This is a genomic window from Paenibacillus paeoniae (assembly GCF_003388735.1).
GTDB classification, from domain to species: domain Bacteria; phylum Bacillota; class Bacilli; order Paenibacillales; family Paenibacillaceae; genus Pristimantibacillus; species Pristimantibacillus paeoniae.
Map to the genome: position 1 here is coordinate 450602 of NZ_QUBQ01000002.1, position 19322 is coordinate 469923.

16 protein-coding genes are annotated in these 19322 nt (G+C 48.8%); 1 reads left to right on the plus strand and 15 read right to left on the minus strand.

Features of this window, described 5'->3' with window-relative positions:
• Positions 1 to 10: 10 nt before the first annotated feature.
• The 6 genes from DX130_RS14360 to DX130_RS14385 all read right to left on the minus strand — a co-directional run bounded on the left by DX130_RS14360 (position 11) and on the right by DX130_RS14385 (position 6915).
• Complete coding sequence (locus tag DX130_RS14360) at positions 11 to 1603, minus strand: ATP-binding protein (protein ID WP_116046500.1); 1593 nt, start codon at positions 1601 to 1603, stop codon at positions 11 to 13.
• Between the two features lie 72 nt (positions 1604 to 1675).
• Positions 1676 to 2992: a DNA cytosine methyltransferase gene (locus DX130_RS14365; RefSeq protein ID WP_116046502.1), complete on the minus strand. Its 1317-nt coding sequence runs from the start codon at positions 2990 to 2992 to the stop codon at positions 1676 to 1678.
• A gap of 397 nt (positions 2993 to 3389) precedes the next feature.
• Positions 3390 to 4862 carry a 23S rRNA (uracil(1939)-C(5))-methyltransferase RlmD gene (rlmD, locus tag DX130_RS14370; RefSeq protein ID WP_116046503.1) on the minus strand — a complete coding sequence of 491 codons (1473 nt, stop codon included), beginning with the start codon at positions 4860 to 4862 and terminating at the stop codon, positions 3390 to 3392.
• A 39-nt stretch (positions 4863 to 4901) separates the two neighbouring features.
• Positions 4902 to 5810, minus strand: a complete 909-nt coding sequence (locus tag DX130_RS14375) for a diacylglycerol kinase (RefSeq protein ID WP_116046505.1) — start codon at positions 5808 to 5810, stop codon at positions 4902 to 4904.
• Positions 5811 to 5836: 26 nt separating this feature from the next.
• Positions 5837 to 6610 carry a sirohydrochlorin chelatase gene (locus DX130_RS14380; RefSeq protein WP_116046507.1) on the minus strand — a complete coding sequence of 258 codons (774 nt, stop codon included), beginning with the start codon at positions 6608 to 6610 and terminating at the stop codon, positions 5837 to 5839.
• 14 nt (positions 6611 to 6624) lie between these two features.
• Positions 6625 to 6915, minus strand: a complete 291-nt coding sequence (locus tag DX130_RS14385) for a YerC/YecD family TrpR-related protein (RefSeq protein ID WP_116046509.1) — start codon at positions 6913 to 6915, stop codon at positions 6625 to 6627.
• Between the two features lie 229 nt (positions 6916 to 7144).
• On the opposite strand from DX130_RS14385, the gene DX130_RS14390 reads away from it, so the two are divergent.
• Positions 7145 to 7702 carry a tyrosine protein kinase gene (locus tag DX130_RS14390; RefSeq protein WP_116046511.1) on the plus strand — a complete coding sequence of 186 codons (558 nt, stop codon included), beginning with the start codon at positions 7145 to 7147 and terminating at the stop codon, positions 7700 to 7702.
• Positions 7703 to 7782: 80 nt separating this feature from the next.
• On the opposite strand, the gene DX130_RS14395 is transcribed toward DX130_RS14390, so the two are convergent.
• The 9 genes from DX130_RS14395 to purD form a co-directional block, all read right to left on the minus strand.
• Positions 7783 to 8778: an inorganic phosphate transporter gene (locus DX130_RS14395; protein ID WP_116046513.1), complete on the minus strand. Its 996-nt coding sequence runs from the start codon at positions 8776 to 8778 to the stop codon at positions 7783 to 7785.
• Positions 8779 to 8802: 24 nt separating this feature from the next.
• Complete coding sequence (locus DX130_RS14400; RefSeq protein ID WP_116046515.1) at positions 8803 to 9414, minus strand: DUF47 domain-containing protein; 612 nt, start codon at positions 9412 to 9414, stop codon at positions 8803 to 8805.
• 261 nt (positions 9415 to 9675) lie between these two features.
• Positions 9676 to 10755 (minus strand): DUF3048 domain-containing protein, encoded by a 1080-nt coding sequence (locus DX130_RS14405; RefSeq protein ID WP_116046517.1) that lies wholly within the window; start codon positions 10753 to 10755, stop codon positions 9676 to 9678.
• A gap of 314 nt (positions 10756 to 11069) precedes the next feature.
• Positions 11070 to 11903, minus strand: a complete 834-nt coding sequence (locus tag DX130_RS14410; protein ID WP_116046519.1) for an alpha/beta hydrolase — start codon at positions 11901 to 11903, stop codon at positions 11070 to 11072.
• A gap of 342 nt (positions 11904 to 12245) precedes the next feature.
• Positions 12246 to 13649, minus strand: a complete 1404-nt coding sequence (locus DX130_RS14415) for a sensor histidine kinase (RefSeq protein ID WP_165861287.1) — start codon at positions 13647 to 13649, stop codon at positions 12246 to 12248.
• Complete coding sequence (locus DX130_RS14420; protein ID WP_116047204.1) at positions 13646 to 14467, minus strand: response regulator transcription factor; 822 nt, start codon at positions 14465 to 14467, stop codon at positions 13646 to 13648. Before DX130_RS14420 ends, DX130_RS14415 begins: the two co-directional genes overlap by 4 nt.
• 4 nt (positions 14468 to 14471) lie before the next feature.
• Entirely contained in the window at positions 14472 to 15941 is a 1470-nt protein-coding gene (locus tag DX130_RS14425) for a VCBS repeat-containing protein (protein WP_116046522.1), read from the minus strand.
• 23 nt (positions 15942 to 15964) lie between these two features.
• Positions 15965 to 17044 carry a polysaccharide deacetylase family protein gene (locus tag DX130_RS14430; protein WP_116046523.1) on the minus strand — a complete coding sequence of 360 codons (1080 nt, stop codon included), beginning with the start codon at positions 17042 to 17044 and terminating at the stop codon, positions 15965 to 15967.
• A gap of 995 nt (positions 17045 to 18039) precedes the next feature.
• A complete protein-coding gene (gene purD / locus DX130_RS14435; protein ID WP_116046525.1) occupies positions 18040 to 19305 on the minus strand; it encodes a phosphoribosylamine--glycine ligase in 1266 nt (421 codons plus the stop codon).
• Positions 19306 to 19322 lie beyond the last annotated feature (17 nt).

A 19322-nucleotide genomic window follows, 5' to 3' on the forward strand; every position in this document is an offset into this window, starting at 1 on the left:
AGCCTCCTTTCTAAGATTGTAATGCAAGATCCGCCAAAATATTATTCATTTTATTTCTAATTGAACTTGCCTCTACTCGCCCATCGTGTGATATTTTAAGAGCCTCAATTTCTGCTAAAATGATTGCAATTACTAATTTCGTCATAACCACACTGAACTCTTTATTGTCTATAAATGGTTTGAAAAAGGTATGCCTCATATTTAATTTAATTTTATATACTTCATCCATCGATTTAGACAAGGTAACCCATGGAGACAGTTGGTTAGATGTTTCAAACTCAACGATGAAAGTATATTTAATTTTCATGTATTCAAAATTTGTTTGATAACTAGTTGGTCCACTAATTATTAAACCTCTATCGATAGCGCTTTCATTAACATCGCGTTTCATATTACTTGCTTCAGTTTGATTAAGATCCTTATCTGATTTGGAATTTGAATTTTCTGAAGATGCAATCTCACTACTTGCGCCTATAAAAGGCTCCACGCTAACTTGCTGAATGATATGAGCTTTTTTTAACCCCTCAACAACTTTCCCAATAACATCTGTTGTTTGGACTCGTTGCCGTACCCGAATTTGTTCTGCCTTTGCCCGAAAAGGCTTTGAATATTTTTGTAACTTTTCTATAAATTTTTCTTCCAAACCACTTGTATGCCAGTCAAAGTCGTCTTTTGCCTGCGTGACAGGCCAGTTATCCATATGAAGTTCACCAAAAAGCCGCTGGGATGGGTATAAATTTGAATCGCCAAAAAGCTCTATCGGCCTGTAATTCTTTTCTGGTCCTCCCACAATAACCCGCCCTCTTCTAAGAAGGGTGAATCCAGCATCTCTTACACTGGCAGGTATTCTAATTGCAATAAACCCTTTAACTGTAAGTTCTTTTCCTTCATGGTCTATACTAAAATCAATATCTTTTTTCCAGCGTTCCACACTACCGTCAGCCAACTCTTCTTCGTAAATAACGGGATCAATATATTTTAATTCTGTTCCATTATAAGTAATAACTACCTCACAACTTCTTAAATCATGCCTATAAATGTTACCCAAAAGTTCTTTAATCTTTGAAACCGTTCGAGGAGCTGTAAGCTTTTTATTCAGGTTTTCTATTTTAATTATAGTATAGTGCTCAGAAGTATTAGCTTCAAAAATATCTGCGTCTATTTCATCAATACTCTCGTCCCTTAGCTTATCTACATCAATAGTTGCGCTATATCCAAATTCTGAACCTAACTGAGTTGAAACAACACTCCATTTTTTCCCAAACCAACATGCAGCAGTTTTTAGCCCCATGCCAAATTCATTCCGCCCCTCCGTATTTTGAGGTGTCTTATCCAAGATTATTGCTCTCTCAAAATCTTCCCATTCCATCCCAAATGCAGAGTCCGTAATTGTTAAAATGTCATTACCATCAGCGTTACTCTCATAAGAGATATTAATAGCTAATTTTTGGAAGTCCGATGATGCCAATAATTCTTCTTTATGGTCAAAATAACTTTGTGTGGAATTGTCCACAAATTCTGCAATAGCCGTCCATGGCTGATAACTAAGTCGCTTATATGTTGCATAAACAGCACTAGTGGGACGAATATTAATCTTCGCCATTAAGCACACCTTCTCTCTAATTATTCCAATAAAAAAAGAAAGATTAATTCTCAAAATTACCCCATCGTATCTTTAAACAGCCTGTATCTGCTGCTTTGATATAGGATTAGCGTTTTCTTTTTCTTCCTCTAATATTAAAGATCGAGCAATTCTATGAACTACTTCAACATTTAAAGCATTGCCTAGAGCTTTATATGCAGATGTTAACCCCTCTGGTAAATATCTCAAATCCTCCATGCTTTGAAGCCGGGCACATTCCTTTGGAGTCATATATCTATTTTCCCAGGCAATTATAGGGACTTGTGTGGCAGTCATTGCAACTAGAGAAGGTGAAGTAGTCGGCCATTTGGCTCTAAGTCCCGATGCTCTACATTGCAATACTAAGTTAGTTAGGTTTCTTTCTGCACCCTTACAATTCCATTCAAACTTTTGAAAACTTGAAGGAAAGTCTAAAATATTCGGGAGCCACTCATCAATCCATTCTTTATTGTCCTCATATAGTTGACGATTTTGTTTAATAAAACGAATTTTCCAGTCAGGAAATTTATCTTCTTTTGTCCGTGCATATGACGGGAGAGTTGAAAAGAGTTCCTCATCAGTTAGGGATTCTAGAGACTTGCCATGGGCCCCCAAATACCTTCTAAGTTTTTCAGCACCCATCTTCCAAGGGGTCTCTTCTTCAAATGGATACGTTGCGCCAAATTCCATTGACCAGATTGGAAACGAAGGAAGATTTACAGTCTCAGGATAAGTATCAAGAAACAGTTGCCATGCAGCAATACACCTAATTACTTGGTCAGATAAATATCTAGCGCCAGCTGGTAAGGAATCAAGTACAGACCTAATTGTAATCTCCCTCTCACCAATTTGCTTTTCTGGCCATGTAAAGTGAGCAAGTCCCTTTCTGCTCCCAACTATAAAAACACGTTCACGTATCTGGGGTATCCCAAACCAGTGTGGAGATATTTTTTTTATGTCTACTTCGTAACCTAAATCAGTTAGAATTTTTTTGGCAATTATCCAAGTCCTGCCATCATCGTGTCGTTCAAAGTTTGCAACATTCTCAAGCATAATATAAGTTGGTTTACGTAGTCTTAATATCTTGATAATATGATAAAAAAGATCTCCTGATTTTTCATCTTTAAAGCCATTTTGTTCACCAGCTTTTGAGAACGGCTGGCAGGGAAAGCCACCACATAAAATATCATGTTCAGGTACTTCTTTAGCTTTAATTGCTTTTATGTCTCCCCCAGGTAATAAACCGTGGTTTTGTAAATAAATTTTTCTTAAACCTTCATCAATTTCTGATGCAAATACACATTCATGACCATCCTTCGATAATGCTAAATTGAACCCACCCAAACCTGCAAATAAATCTATGAATTTCATTTATTTCCACCGCCATTAATTTATTCAGAAGAAGTATAAATTTCTCTCTCCAGAGCAAAAAACTCAACAGAGATGGATAATTACATAATTCTACATTTTCCTCATAATTCCTGTACAATCAACGCATTTTAAAAAAGTTATTAAAATCGGTGATAAAAATCGAACTGGAGTTCGTATACTTTTATTTTATAGAGTTATGCTGCTACAATCAATAAATAATATTAAAAAATGAAAAGTCGACGTTTGGATAGTGGTCATCCAACGTCGGCTTCTTCATTCTCCCTTATTCACTTTTACTCTGCTCTCTCTACAGTTTACGGCAAATTTAAGGCAACTCTCTAAAATCGTCCTGTTACACTCATTTTAGAAAAACTGTACAACATGAATCCCTTGTACATCAAACCTTCTCATCCTCTATACCATCCCGCTCCAACAAAGCCACACTCTCCACATGAACCGTCCAAGGAAACATATCCACCGGAGTCACTTCCACCGTCTTATACCCACCATCCTCCAGGATGCGCAGATCACGCGCTAGCGTGGATGGATTACAGCTCACGTAGACGACGCGCTTCGGCTGGAGCGCGAGGATCGTCTCCAGCAGCGCCGGGTCGCAGCCCTTGCGCGGCGGGTCGACGACGACGACGTCGGCTTCTACGCCTTCCTTGCGCCAGCGAGGCATGACGACCTCGGCGGGACCCGCTTCGAAGCTGGCGTTATCGATGCCGTTCAGCGCCGCGTTGCGCTTCGCGTCTTCGATCGCCTCCGGCACAATCTCGACGCCGTAGACATGGCCGGCTTGTCTCGCCAGGAATAGCGAGATCGTACCAATGCCGCAATACGCGTCAATGACCCTCTCCTTGCCGCTAAGCGCCGCATATTCCACCGCCTTGCGGTACAGAGCCACCGTCTGAGCCGGATTGATCTGATAGAACGAGCGCGCCGAGATCGCGAATCGAATCCCATCCAGCTCATCATAGATGAACTCACTTCCCCACAGGACGCGTGTCTCATCACCGAAGATCGCGTTCGTATGCTCTTCGTTCACGTTCTGCACGATGCTCTTCAGTCCCGGCAGCGAAGCGCGCAGATGCTCGATCCACTCCGGCTGGCGAGGCAGCCTCTTGCCGTTCGTCACAAGCACGACCATAATCTCGCCCGTCACAACGCCGGTCCGAGCCATAATATGGCGCAGGACACCCTTGCCCGTCGATTCATCGTACGGCTGGATACGCAGCTCACGCGCAACCTTCTTCACGACGCGAACGACCTCGTCGTTATGCTCATGCTGAATCAGGCAATCATCCATATCGATAATGCGGTGAGTACCGCGCGCGTAGAAGCCGGCAACCAGCTCGCCATTCTCCCCTGCCGCACCGACAGGCACAGCCGCCTTGTTGCGATAGCGCCACGGATCATCCATACCGATGGTCGGATGTACGATAACGCCATCCTGAGCGTCTTTCTCACCAACCACGCTTAGCTTGCCAATGCGCGTCAAGTTATCGATGACATGCTGCCGCTTCCAGGCTAGCTGCGCTTCATAGTCGAAGTGCTGCAACTGGCAGCCACCGCATTCCTTGTAGATATCGCATGGCGGGTTAATGCGATCCGGGCTGGCCTTCACCAGCTCCTGCAAGCGAGCGTAGCCGTATTGCTTCTTCAGCTTCATAACACGCACGCGCGCCTGCTCGCCGGGAAGCCCTCCCTGAACAAAAAGGGTAAAGCCGTTCGCCCGGCCCACCCCGTCACCATCATGTGTCAGGCCGACCAGGTCGACTGTGACTTCTTCATTTTTTTGAAACGGAGTGTTGTAGCTCGCCTTAGTCGGTCTTACGCTCCTCGCGCTTCTTCCAGATTTTCTAGTCATAATTTCTCCGTTCTCTCTAGCTTGCTATGGACTGTCCTATTAACGGTACGTCGATACACCCGTCTCGTCTGCGAAGATACGCAGATGCGAAGGCAGCACCGAGAAGTGGGCTGGCAATACGCCGCCGTATTCACCGTCAAGGTTAATCTGTACGTAATCCGGTGTCGTTACCTTCAGACTATTCGTGCGCAAATGAATGACATGCGGATCTGACAAGTGCTCGCCTCGAAGAGCCAGCGTAACAAGCCGGATAAACTCCGCCAAGTTCATCTTCCGAATCAGCAGCACGTCGAGCAAGCCGTCATCCAGCTTGGAATCCGGTGCAAGACGCTCGAAGCCCCCTACGGAGTTGCTGTTACAGATCAGGAACATCATAAACTCATCGTGAAATTCACCGACGCCCTCTGCCACAAATTTCAGCTCGGTCGGACGCAGACGTGTCATCTTCTCCAGACCCTTCATATAATAAGCCAATTGCCCAACCATCGTCTTCAGCTTGCTTGGCACATCATAGGTCAGCTCTGTTAGTGATCCGCCGCCGGCAATATTAATGAAATAACGCTCATTCGCCACGCCCACATCGACTGGTCTTGTATATTGGCCGATGATGAGATCGCATGCGTATTCCCAATGCTTCGGAATGCCCGTCGCTCGCGCAAAGTCATTCGTTGTTCCGACAGGCAGTATGCCCAGAGGCGGACGGTTCGGCTTATTCGCCAGACCGTTGATGACCTCATAGAGCGTCCCGTCGCCGCCCGCCGCGATGATCATATCATAGCCTCGATCCGCCGCATCGGCAGCAGCAAGCGTGGCGTCACCTTCTCCAATCGTAGCATGACAGGTCGCCTCAATACCGCCTTGGTCAAGCCGCTGCAAAATATCCGGGAGCCGTTTTTTCATCTCTTCTCTTCCGGATGTCGGATTATAGATTAGCCTCGCGCGTTTCATTGCAACTCGCTCCTCCTTATGGAACACTAGCAATAACCGTTTCGGGACAGCCAGTCGGTCATCTGCCGTTTGAGCCAATTCTCGATAGCTGGATGAGGCAGCATGGCGCGGCTGTTGTACCGGTAGGCTAATCCTTGAAGCCTTGCGGGTATTACTTTATTCGTGAAATATCCTTGACTCAGAAAAACAGGTACAACGATGACATCATCGACTTCACTCTGCTGCTGGAGCGCATCCAGCTTGCCCGCTGCTTGATCGGGCAGCAGCATCGCATAATCCGCCTTACGGAATCCGCCGCGCCTCCCTACACGCTCGGCAAGACCGGACAATCCGGTCTGCCAACGCTCATGGAAGACAGGCTCCTTGCTGCCATGGCCAATCAGCAGCACGGCCTCCCGTTCCGGGCACGTCGACAGCTCCTGAATATGCGACCACAGCATCTCTGCGATGTCTTCGTCATCGTCAATCGGGGAGCCGTAATGCACATTCGCCTCCACACGAAACAAACCCAAGTCTCCTTCAAAATCAGTCAACGGGGAAAATCCAAACGCTTGACCGATCTCATCGACATGGGTGCTGCCGGAAGAAACGAATAACGGGAGTACGAACATGTCCGTTACTCCCTGTTTCTCTAGCTCGTCTATACCATCCTGAATAAGTCTTCCTCCGACGATCTCCAGAAACGCAGAAACAACGGGCACGTTCATGCTGCCCGATGCTTGGCGTACGGCTTCATCTAAAAGGTTAACCCAATTATTTTCCCTGGAACCGTGACTAACGACCAGAATGCCGGGATTCATATGGAGCCCTTCCCCTAGCGGCCCAGTCTCTCTAATGTCATCTTATATCCATCGTTGCCGTAGTTCAGACAACGCTTAACCCTCGAGATTGTCGCTGTGCTGGCACCCGTCTCCGCTTCGATCTGGTTATAGGTGCTGCCTTTGCCAAGCATACGGGCTACCTCCAGTCGTTGGGACAACGATTGAATCTCATTAACCGTACACAAATCATCAAAGAAAACATAACATTCCTCAACCGATTTCAATGTAAGGATGGCTTCAAATAATTGGTCTATTGCTTTATCATTCAGCTTCTTCAGCTGCATTCGCATTCACTCCCATGAGTACTATTGCTATCATTGTAAAGGTTTAAGGATTATTTTTCAAACGTTACCGTATTCACGCTTTATAGGATGTAAGAAGAAAGCCCGTCTGATGCGGCATTGTCATCCTGCGACAGGGCATATATCTATAATTTTATTCCAAATCCGGGCATTCGTCCAATCCACTGTATCGCCTATCCCATAGACTATTAAAAAAAGGGTTGTGATCTCCTTGAATTATCATCAATATCCCGGCGTCGGCAATCGTGGAGGCGCTGGGCGCAACCAGGATTATGCGCAGCAGCAAGGGCAAAATCCGTTAAGCCGTCCTTACAACGGGCAGCAAGAAGCCTTTCATCATACCGGCGATGCCACACCGCCGCAAAACGTCCATATCTCGCAGACACAGGCAAGCCCGAGCCTGCTGCCGGCCGTTATACCGCCGAGCCAGACACTGGAGGTGCAGCCGAAGAAGGGCTTCTCGCTTTCTAATCTGACCAGTCTTGCCAATCTGAATGAAATCAAAGGCTTTGTCGACCGGATGGGCGGTCTGGACGGCATACTAACTACCATCACCAAAGTTCAAAAGGTTGTCGGCAGCATCACGCAGATGGCTCCGCTGGCGAAAGTATTTATGGGCACATTCGGCAAAAAATCCAAGGAAAGCAGCGGCGGCTCAAGCAGTGAGCGCAGACCGAGCAGGCGCAAGAGCCGCCGAAGCGGTACCGGCAGCGGAAGATCCAAGAGCGGCACGACCAGCAGAAGGCGCGGCTCCAGACGAAAACGTTAAGCTCCTCAGAAGCACGCAAGAAGGACAGCTGCGCCCATACCTGGGAGCAGCTGTCCTTCGTCTTCTTACGAAGTCCGATTTTACAAGAACAACGCTTTAATAATCCAGAAGAAAATCATAGCAAGAAATACGGTGATTGGAATCGTAATGACCCAAGCAACGAGAATTCGGCCTGCTACTCCCCAACGCACTGCGGAGAACCGCTTGGCGCTGCCTACGCCCAGAATGGACGAGGTAATGACATGAGTTGTACTTACAGGAAGATGGAATAGCGTCGCGGTCAAAATAACAGCTGCAGAGCCCATGTCTGCGGCAAATCCGTTAATTGGCTCGATTTTGAAAATCTTCGTTCCCATCGTCTTGATAATCTTCCAGCCGCCCACGGAAGTTCCCAGCGCCATAGCTGTCGCTGCCGAGAGCTTAACCCACAGCGGAACGTCCATATTCGTCTGAACGCCAGCCGCAACAAGGGCAAATACGATAATACCCATTGCCTTCTGCGCGTCATTCGTACCATGCGAGAACGATTGGAACATGGCTGTAATGACCTGACCAGAGCGGAAGCCTTTGTTCACGGTATGCGGACTGGCATTCGCAAATACGCGTTTAAGCACCCACATGAGGATAAAACCTGCTGCAAAAGCGATCAGCGGCGATATGAGCAGAGCTTTCAAGATATCGGTAAAACCCGATGCATTGATCGAGCCCATCCCTGCACCCGCAATAACCGCTCCGGCAAGGGAGCCGATCAGCGCATGAGAGGAGGACGAAGGAATGCCGAACCACCACGTGATTAAATTCCAAACGATTGCGGCAAGAAGCGCAGCAATGACAATTTCGACCCCGAACTCCAGGTCAGCAGGATTGGCAACGCCGCCTCCGATCGTCTTGGCGACACCCGTAAAGGTAAGCGCGCCGAGGAAGTTCATGACAGCGGCCATCAATACCGCAAATCTTGGCTTCAGCGCACGAGTAGATACGGATGTGGCAATCGCATTGGCTGTATCGTGAAACCCGTTAATAAAGTCAAACGAAAGCGCCAAAAAAACAACGATCCATAATATATACAATTCCATAATGACGACCCCTACTCCCTAAAGTTAGCTATTGCGCATGATGATCGATTCCAGCGTATTGGCTACATCCTCGCAGTAGTCGGTCGTCTGCTCAAGTCTTTCATAGATTTCCTTGCGCTTGATCAGCTCAATTGGATCCTTTACGTTAGCGAACAATGTCGTAATCGACACGCGAAGCACATCATCGCCTTGATTCTCAAGCTCATTAATAGCGATACAGTGCTCGCGGATCGCGAGTAGTTTTTTCTGTGTCAACAGGTAGATTGCGCTCTTGATCTGATGCGTAGAACGTACGATAACGTCCGCGAACAACGTAATGTACTCGTCTTTCTCACGGATGTGGTACATTTCGAATCGGGAAGCACATGCCTCGATACCATCCAGTACATCGTCAAGGGAAGTCGTGAGTGCCATAATGTCCTCACGTTCGATTGGTGTAATGAACGTCTTGTTCAATTCCTTCAGTATCGTATGCGTGTACTGATCGCACTGGCTCTCGAATTCCTTCATTCTTTTGGCGAAAGCCGATACGTCAGATAAATCGGATACACCTTTCGCAAAGTATTCCGTCGCCTCAACTATTGTGTCTGCCATCTCTTCGAGCGTTTTAAAGAAAATATCCTTCTTCTTGAACATGTCAATCCCCTTATCGACTTAGAATGTTAAGCTGTCTGTGACACATACCTGAATCAGTTTACTACCGAATTGTTAACGGAGTGTAAACGTTCATGAAAAATTTAATCATATTTCTTGAACCTTAACAATAAAAAAATATATTTTTGTCCCAAAATGACGAAAAAAGATGCAATCCCGTCCGGGATCGCATCTTCGCGCCGATCTTTAGAACGCATGCGAGGCAAACTCGCTTCGTTCTTAGTATTGCCCATTGCATCCTAATTATTGCTGATTTAGAACCACATGGTCGGCGAGGGCCGGCTTATTCGGTACAATGTGAATGTACGTCTTACCCGGCAAGAACGGAACCTCGCTGCCATCCTTGCTGAATCGAACCATGCCATCGGGACTGCGAACCCATTCGATATCGATTCGTTTGCCCTTTTGGAACAAATAGCCTGCTCCTCCAGATTGCAGATCTACCGCTAGCCTGCCGACGTTGTCCAGTGTCTTGTGACCGGTCTCGAACACGACGAGATTAGTGGCGCTAAGCTGTTCATTATTGTTCAGATCAATATGAGGCTCGTCATTGATGCTTCTTTTATAAAGTCCGGTTGCTTCGTCATACAGATATCCTACCTTATAGCTTTGCATCAAAAAGGTTATGTCGATTTTTGTAGCCGATTCCGCAGCAGCTTCTGCGCTTCCCGTAATGGCTCCTTCCGCTGTGAACGGATACGTCGCAACTGGAAGATCGTTCTTATAGCCTTTCTTCTCCGCACCTTGATGCATCTTCTCCAAGTTGGAGTACAGATTATGCGGGGCCTTTCGCTCTTTGCTACGCCAGTAGTAAGGTCCTGCGTTCGTAATTTCATCCAAATACGGCTTTCCTTGCTTTTGTAGAATGCCATACGCTTCTGGACTGCCGCCAGCATGAACCATTACAGCGCCGTATGTATCCGCGATATCGATCAGATAAGCCCGATTGCTTCGAATGGGTCCAACCGTATCCTCCATAGCATCCGTGCTTTGATAGACCGCTACCAGCCTTGTTATGCCTCCCTCGGCCAGAACCTCCCACACCACGTCCGCGTTGGTCAGACCTGACTGCGGTCGAGCTGCCGAGAAGTTGTTGATTAATACCGCAATGGGACGATCCTTAGCTTCATCATCTCGTTCCACGCCAGTTAGCGGGGCAGAGAACGGCTTCGGCGTCGGCTCCGTACTTGGCAATTCCGTCTCAATGGGGGCAGGCGAATCAGTAGGATTCGTAATAGCCGCTTTGTCGCCGCTGCATGCCGCCAATAACAAGAAGAGGCTTGCCAGTGCGGCAGCCGTAGAAGTTCGCAATCCGAATTTCATTCCATAACCCGCCTTTACTAGATTAATAGTAGGACATCACACAGCACTTTCGAATCCGCTTACACCTCATTTTTATTTAATCATAGAATGATGCGGCTTGTCTCGACAAAATTACGGTTTATTTGATTAAAATTCCATTAACCGAGTTAATTCCCTCCATCTCCCAACGAAAACTCCATCAGGCAAATCGATTTACAGCTCTCAATTCCCTGCAACTGAAAGTACAAGTGCATCTCTACGACGCTGCCTACAGAAGAACGCGCCCTCCAGAAGGAAGACGCGTCTTGGGATTGTTCGGATTATTGCAGTCGTCATTAGATAGACCAGTGATGCCATTCTTGCTGCTGGCGGTCAAGTCTCTCCAGCCATTCCGTGGTGACCCGAATCGCTTCCTCCTGATGCGGGCGGCTGGAGTACGTATGGTTGGCTTGGAATATAATTTCCTTGTCGCACAGCCCCTCGCTGCGCGTCCAGAACACCTTCTGATACAGGAAGCTGTAATCGACCGGGATCAGCTCGTCGCTTGTGCCATGGACCAACAGTACCTCTCCGCCGAAGCGTGTCGCGGACTGGAACGGCTGATGCTGCATAAGAGAATCGAAGAAGACCGGCTGCAGCGTATAGCCGGCATGATCGGTGCTGCCAGATTGGACTGCTTCGTCATAGCTGCCCCGTCCGACAATTCGTACAATATCGTTGAATGGATAAGCGACTGGAGACCACAGCACTAGCCGTTTAACCCGTTTGTCCTTAACCGCAGTCATTATGGATATGGCGCCGCCCAGACTGTGGCCGAGCAATACGATGCGGCGGGGATCCACGCAGTCCATGCCGGCAATATAATCAATAGCTGTTCTCGTCTGGTCCACCATAGCGTCGAAGCCAAGCGATCCGTAATCGCCATTGCTCTCGCCGCAGCCGCCATAATCGAATCGCAGCACGAAGGAGCCTTGCTCAGCCAGCGCCCTTGCTGTCTTCACGAACAATCGATCAACGCCGACTCGGCTTCCTATAAAGCCATGGCAGATAATGATCGCTTGCCGCTTGCCCGAATCCTTGCTGCCCTTCTTGCTCTCGACCTCTACTGGATAGTGAAGCGTTGCCGTAAGCTCCAATCCCTCATGTCGTAAGATCAACTGCTTCTCCATGTCCATACCTCCGCTTTCCTATATATACAATAATTCCTACCCGTATACTATGAATTAACTAAAGCTATAGTAACATCGATCGTTTTCACTGTCAATGCTAAGAATAACTTCTGCATATCGCATTAGTAAAAAGGGGTAACCTAGAGAAGATTTCCTCGGCTTTTCCCATAAATCAGGACCTCCCATTGAGGAGGTCCATCTTATACGGAGGTGTTATATGCCCCCCTGGGTTGCTTGGCTCAAAGAAAATTGGCTGTCCATTATGTTAGGAGCAGGAGCTCTGATTGCGGTCATCTACGTCATCGCAAACCGCAAGCTGCTGTTCTATAAAGAATAGCGCGGCTAGCCGTCATCCCTCTGCAAGAGCGGCAAATGAATCGTTACAATCGTTCCGGCTCCACGTTCGCTGTCAATCGACATCCTGCCGCCGTGGAGCTCGACGATCTCCTTCGAAATTGCCAGTCCGAGCCCTGAACCGCCGTGGCTGTTGCTCGCCTTGTAGAACTTCTCCATCACATGCGGCAGATCTTCCCCTGCAATTCCGCTCCCTGTGTCGCTCACTGTCACAACCGCCGATCCCCCTTCCAGGGTGGTCGATACTCGAATCGTTCCCTCTGCCGGCGTGAACTTGAACGCATTGTCGATCAGGTTAATAATAACCTGCTTCAGACGGTTCGCATCTCCATTCACAACGAGCGAACCGTTGACATAGGATGCGATCAGCTTAACCTTCGTCCCTTCCTCGCGTACGGCAAGCTGACGGACCGTCTCCTTGACGGGTCCGTTCAAATCCAGCGTCTCCGTGTGAAGCTCCATCGTACTTGCCGACAGCTTCGAAAAGTCCAGCAGGTCCTCAACCAGACCCGCAAGCCTCTCTGTTTCTTTGCTAATAATCGAGAGGCCCATCTTGACTTCCTCGTCATCCTCTTGGGGCTCGCTTTCCTTAAGCGTCTCGCTCCAGCCCTTAATGGAGGTAAGAGGCGTGCGTAGCTCATGGGAGATAGAAGAGATAAAATCGTTTTTGAGCTTTTCCCTTTTGTTCAGCTCACTCACCATCGTGTTGAACGTCTCAGCCAGCTGCCCGATCTCATCATCGCCTCGTTTCATTGCCCGCTTAGACCAATCGCCCTCCGCCATATAGCGGGCTGCTCTTGTGAGCTCCCGAATGGGCATGACAATTCGCTGAGCCAGGAACAGGCTCAAACCAAGGAACAACAGAACGACCGCGACGCCTACAATGAACGTCATCCGAATAAGCTGAGCAACCATGTCATCCACCTGCTGAAGCGAGGACGTATATCGAATCATTGAGACTACTCTCGCTTCGTTCCATAGAGGGGCCGTCACCGATATGACCCGTTGGCCGAAGTAGGGGTCCACCCCTGTCCAGCTTCCCACCTCACCGGTAGCCGCCGACCTGACGTCGCCTGTCGTGTATCGGATATTGGGTGAGAAGCCATCCGAATCAATGCGCAGCTCGCCTGCGCTATTCAGCAATTGAATGCGGGTAGGTCCTCCCTCTGACATGTACTGGAGCAAATAATCCGCTTGATCCTGCAGCGTCAAGGAAGACAATGACCGGCTATGCAGAGCCATTGCCGACTCCACCCGCTGCTTGACGGAGCTTTGCGCGCTGCCATAATAATAATTCCACATCAAAGCTGCGAAGGCTGCACCCAGCACGCTGACGACCAGCACAATAAGCAACAAATAGCTCCAAACCATCCGGGTCTGAACGCTTCTCATTCCGGCACGCTCCGTTTCCAGCGGTAGCCATACCCCCATACCGTCTCAATGATAGACGGCACCGAGGGATTGAATTCGATTTTTTGCCGAATTCTGCGAATATTGACGTCTACGACCTTCAAGTCGCCTACATAATAGCGTCCCCAGACCTCGGTCAGAATATGGTCTCGACTGACGCTCTCTCCTTCCCGCTCCATAAGCAGCCGCACAAGCGTCCATTCTGTAGGTGTCAGAATCACTTCTTCCTCGTTCTTCCACAGTCTTCTCTCCGCGATCGACAGCCGGAAGCGACCGCTCACAAGCTCCCGCTCCACGTACAGTTTCTTTATATCCGCCCCATGCCCGCTGCGCTGCTCAGAGACGCTGCTGCTTCCTCCTGGCTGCTCCGCCAATCCGGCTTCGCTCACTTCTGCCCCACCTGGCTCAGCGGTATCGTGGGCTGGCAATACATCGGCGTGCATGCGGCGATGAAGCGACTTAATTCTGGCGATTAATTCTCCCGGACTGAACGGCTTCTGCACATAATCATCTGCGCCAAGCTCCAGTCCCCTAATTTTATCCTCTTCCTGCGACTTGGCCGTCAGCATAATGATTCCGATGCGGGGATACTTTGTCCGCAGTTGCTCACATACTTCGAAGCCGTCGATCGTGGGCAGCATGACATCCAGCAGCGCAATATCGAATGGCCCTTCCGAGTCGGCCAGCGCAAGCGCGTCCTCCCCGTTCTCCGCTTCCGTCACTTCCATATCGTTTCTTTTCAAATTAATTCGAACAAACCCGCGTATAGACTCCTCATCTTCCAGCAACAAGATACGCATTGTTTCACCGCCATTCATCTCTGTCATCATGCACTATTTTCAAGTAGGAAGAGAATTGCATCTCAACCTTCTTCATATTCAGCCAAATCTCCTTGTCCCCTTCCAGGAGCGAATCCGGCACGTTTGCTGCGAACGAAACCAGATAGACATTGCCGCTGTCCAACGCAATCTGACGATAAGACCGATGCTCTTCCTTCCAGGCCGCTTCCACGTTGCCCCACTGCTTGATCGGGACGACATACAGCGTAGCCAGCTCCGCCTTTAGCCTCGCAGCCTCATTCCAGTAGTGAAACGTAACAATGCCATACGATGCCGCCGAAGGCCTGTTCATGGTATAGGTTCCCGTCCACTCCTCTGGTATATCCAGCTTCACGCCATACGTATAATCAAGGAATTGCTCCGCAACTAATTCAAAATCGTCTTTCCCGTCCCATTGCACCCACTCATTCATCCAGATGCTGTCCGCGTAGGGCACTTCCTCAAAGCCAGGCGATTCCTTCGTCCATTGCAGCTCTAGGATGGCATCTCCATTCATATCTCCGCTGACAGTAGGCCTTCCGCTCAAGCCGTCCAGACCGCGACTTTCATTGGGATAAACCAGCTTCAGCCCCCCGTTCTCCCAAGCATACATATAGGTGAGCGTACTATGGGCGCCTGTGCCTCCTTCAAGCAAGAGGCCGTTATGATACTCCGACACTCTGCCTACAAGCAGACGCTCGAACGCATTGGTTCCTTGTGGCAGTGACATATTCAGTACACGGTTCAGCGTGTTTTTTTGCCAGGAGTATATGCTCAAATAATGCGATGGCATCTCATACTCGCCGCTTGTGCCAAGCGAATCGATGACGACAAGCTCTTGCCTGCTGTTGCCGATCAAATCGCCGACCTCCGCCTGACTGTACGGCAACGACTGAATCGGCTTCAGCGTCAGTCGGCCCTTGTCGTTGCGCACCGCTTTGGAATTGAACGAATACAGCTCCAGCACATTAGGACTGTCGAACGCTCCAATCCAGCCAACTAGCAGCTCGTACTCCCCGTCGCGGTCCATATCCACCAGCTTGAGCCAAGCGATGTCCCTTGCGAGCGGCTGCTCCACCAGAACAGACTGACGCCAGCCGTATTCCGTCTGCCGCAGCACAACAATCTCAGGCGTACTGTATTCATTGTAGTAGGTGACCACTGCTTCATCGATGCCGTCGCCATTGAGGTCCAGCAATCGGATCGCTTCCTTGTAGTCGTCTCGATGAGGAATCATCAGCATGCTGAACCGCGGCAACGCCTTCTCAATGGCAGCAGACAGCTCCTCTTTATCCTTTGCAATAGCCGGCTTCTGCAGCAAATCCGCCGGAGCTGCCGTATATTTGCAGCCTGCAGCAACAAACGCAAGCGCAAGCAACGCGAAGAGGAGCAGGGATGACCGGCTCCCGCTCCTGATACGTGAATCTATTTTCTGATGCCGGAAGCGCTTCTCCATGGAGTCTCCTTTTCAATTGGCGGCTAGTGGGGTATCTCGTCAACGGTGACCATCGTATATCCCATCTTCTGAAGATCGTCGATTACACCCGGAAGCATATCCACCGTATTGCGTATATGTTTCCCACCGAATGAATGCATCAATATTATACCATTAGCCTTTGTTCCTTTTCGAATCATCTCTCTCATATCAGCGACAGACGTGCCTGCCCAGTCCCGTGTGTCGACTGTCCAGCCCACTAATCGGCGATTTTGTTCCTTCATCACTTTTTTCAGCGTATCTGATACAGCGCCGTACGGTGCGCGGAATAGTGTCGGTGTCCAGCCCAAAGCGTCGTGAAGCGCTTTGTCGGCAAGACTGACTTGGGATAGAATGTCTGACTTGCCCAGCTTGCTAAGATCCTTATGAGACTGTGAATGATTGCCGATCGCATGGCCTTCATCTTCCATGCGTTTCATGATTTCCGGATATTTCTCCACCTGTGTGCCTACTACAAAGAAAGTCGCTTTGACACCCTTCTCCTTCAAAATATCCAGAATCGCTGTCGTATACTTCAAATCCGGCCCATCGTCGAACGTAAGCGCGACGCGTTTCTCTTCCGTTCCTGGCGGTGTGACGACAGATTTGCCGTCATCTTTGCCGCCCGTCGTTCCCTCTCCATTCTGATTGCCAGCGGTATTGCCATTATGTTCATTCCCTTCTGATCCAGAGCCAGTGCTTCCGCCCTTTTCATCAGGGTCATTATATTCGTTGTTATCCTTGCCTTGCCCATCCTTGTTTCCTGTCCCTTGCTCCCCTTGATGACCGTTGCTTCCATCATCTCCAGGCTTCTCCGTGTTTCCGCCTTGCTCACCTGATTGTCCTTTACTGCCATTTCCCTTATTTTCTCCGGGCACGTAACCAATGGTCGTGCCTCCCTTGTCAACGTTATTTCCCCCTCCCGATGCATGCTCTCCAATAACCTGCGAGCCTTTTTCCTTCGAAGGTATGATGGCCGATAATCCAAATGAGCTTCCTGCCGTACATCCTCCAACCCAAGCGACAATTGCGACCATAATGATGAAAGCTGCCAGTCTGCGATGTTGTTTTCTTCTTGTTTTCATCTCATTCACCTTCTATTCCGCTGATACATCTATCATAGTAAATTAGAACAATGAGAGAGTTACAAATTAGTAACACCTTTCGGGAATAAATGACAAAAAGGTCCCACTGCTGCACGAGAGCTCGGACCTTTTTGTCACCGCCATTTTCAGTTGTTCGCCATACGCAATCACACGCCTGTTAATCACCAATTAAATAAATCATACTATGACTCATAAAATGACTCACAACATCATCTTCAGTTTCTGAGGCTCCATCATTTTTCTTTTTTTCATAATTAAATTCTTTAATTTGTTCTTTTGCCCAATCCGCATGCACTAATTGAAAATCAAATCAAAAATAGCTTGTTGCATGAGCACTTTTCCTTGTGACAGAAGAGCAGGTGATTGAGTCAGTGCATTCGTAGTATTCTCTGCATAGACGATGCAGAGTTCGTCTATCACAACGACGAAAGATAGGTTGTCTTCCAAATACAGAAAGGGCCAGCATCTAACTCTAACGGTCACCGCTGACCTTTAGAGGCTGATTTTTACATACTCCCGATCCTAAAGGACATCCGCGGCCATTAGAAAACGTTTTTCCCCGCAATCGTCCCTTTTCAGCCTGTAAGGGTCATCCGTGACCGTTATCATCTCATTTTGCTGCATTTTCGCTTCTAACGGACTACGGTGACCATTAGGGCACTTGTTGCCCTCGCCGATGTGAAAATAGCGATGACACACCGCTATAAAGCAGACATTTTCGTAAAATTTAACCGCGATCGATTGATAGCTTGACTATCAAGCACGGATTAGTAGGTTAAGCCTTATTTCATCTCCCTTCATTGTAGGTTAAGAAACATGTTCAATTGTGTAGACTGGTGCTCCTCTCCTTAGAACCTATTAACGACCAATAAAGTTGCAGACCATGCAATAATTCACAAGAAAAGCCCATTCTCTCCTGAAATCAGGAAAGAACGAGCTTTTCTTAAAAGTCCCTTATTCGTTTGTGATATGCGTTAGACAAGCGCCTTCGCGGCAATATCCGTGCGGTTCTGCTTACCTTCGAACTGAATAACGCTATTTGCCTCATAAGCTCTTGCGCGAGCTTCTGCGATATCGCGGCCGAGGCCGACAATACCAAGCACGCGTCCGCCGCTTGTGACCAATTCTCCGTCCTTCAATGCTGTGCCTGCATGGAACACAAGCGCTCCCTGTGCTTCCGCGTCGGCAATGCCCGTAATGACGCGGCCCTTCGGATAAGTTGCCGGGTAGCCTTCAGATGCCGCTACGACGCACACTGCCGCCTCATCGCTCCACTCGATATCGAGATCGGCCAATCTGCCGTTCATAGCCGCAAGCACGATATCTACCAAATCGGTCTTCAGTCTTGGCAATACAACCTGAGTCTCCGGATCGCCCATACGCGCATTGAACTCAATGGTCTTCGGACCGTCCTTCGTAATCATCAGGCCTGCGAACAGTACACCGCGGAACGGACGTCCCTCGCTCACCATCGCTTTGGCTGTCAGGTTAATGATGTTGACGATTGACTCGTCGATGATGCTTTGCTCGATATGCGGCAGCGGCGTGTATGTACCCATGCCGCCTGTATTGGGACCCTTGTCGCCATCGAAGATTGGCTTATGGTCTTGCGCCGGCACCATTGGCTTTACCGTCTCGCCGTCTACGAACGCCAGAATGGACATCTCTTGTCCTTCCAGGAATTCTTCAATCACGATCTGGTTGCCAGCGTCGCCGAACACCTTGTCCACCATCGCCTCACGAAGCGCCTTCTCGGCTTCCTCCATCGTTGCTGCGACCGTCACACCCTTGCCTGCTGCAAGACCGTCTGCCTTGATGACGATCGGAGTCGCTTGCTCTTTCAAATAAGCCAGCGCCGACTCATACTCCGTGAACGTCTCGTATTTGGCCGTTGGGATATTGTATTTTTTGAGCAGATTTTTCATAAAGATTTTGCTGCCCTCGATTTCAGCCGCTTTCTTATCCGGTCCAAAAGCCGGAATGCCCGCCGCTTCGAACGCGTCCACAATGCCATCTGCCAGCGGATCATCCGGACCTACAAATACGAGGTCGATCGAAGCTTCTTTTGCAAACTGAGTCAATTCGTCGAATTGAGATACAGCCAGCGGCACGCATTCCGCGATTTGCCCGATGCCCGCGTTGCCCGGTGCGCAGAACAGCTCCTTCACCTTTTCGCTTTTTTTCAATGCCCAGCAAATCGCATGCTCGCGTCCGCCGCCGCCAATAACCAAAATACGCATGTTCGCAAACCTCCCAA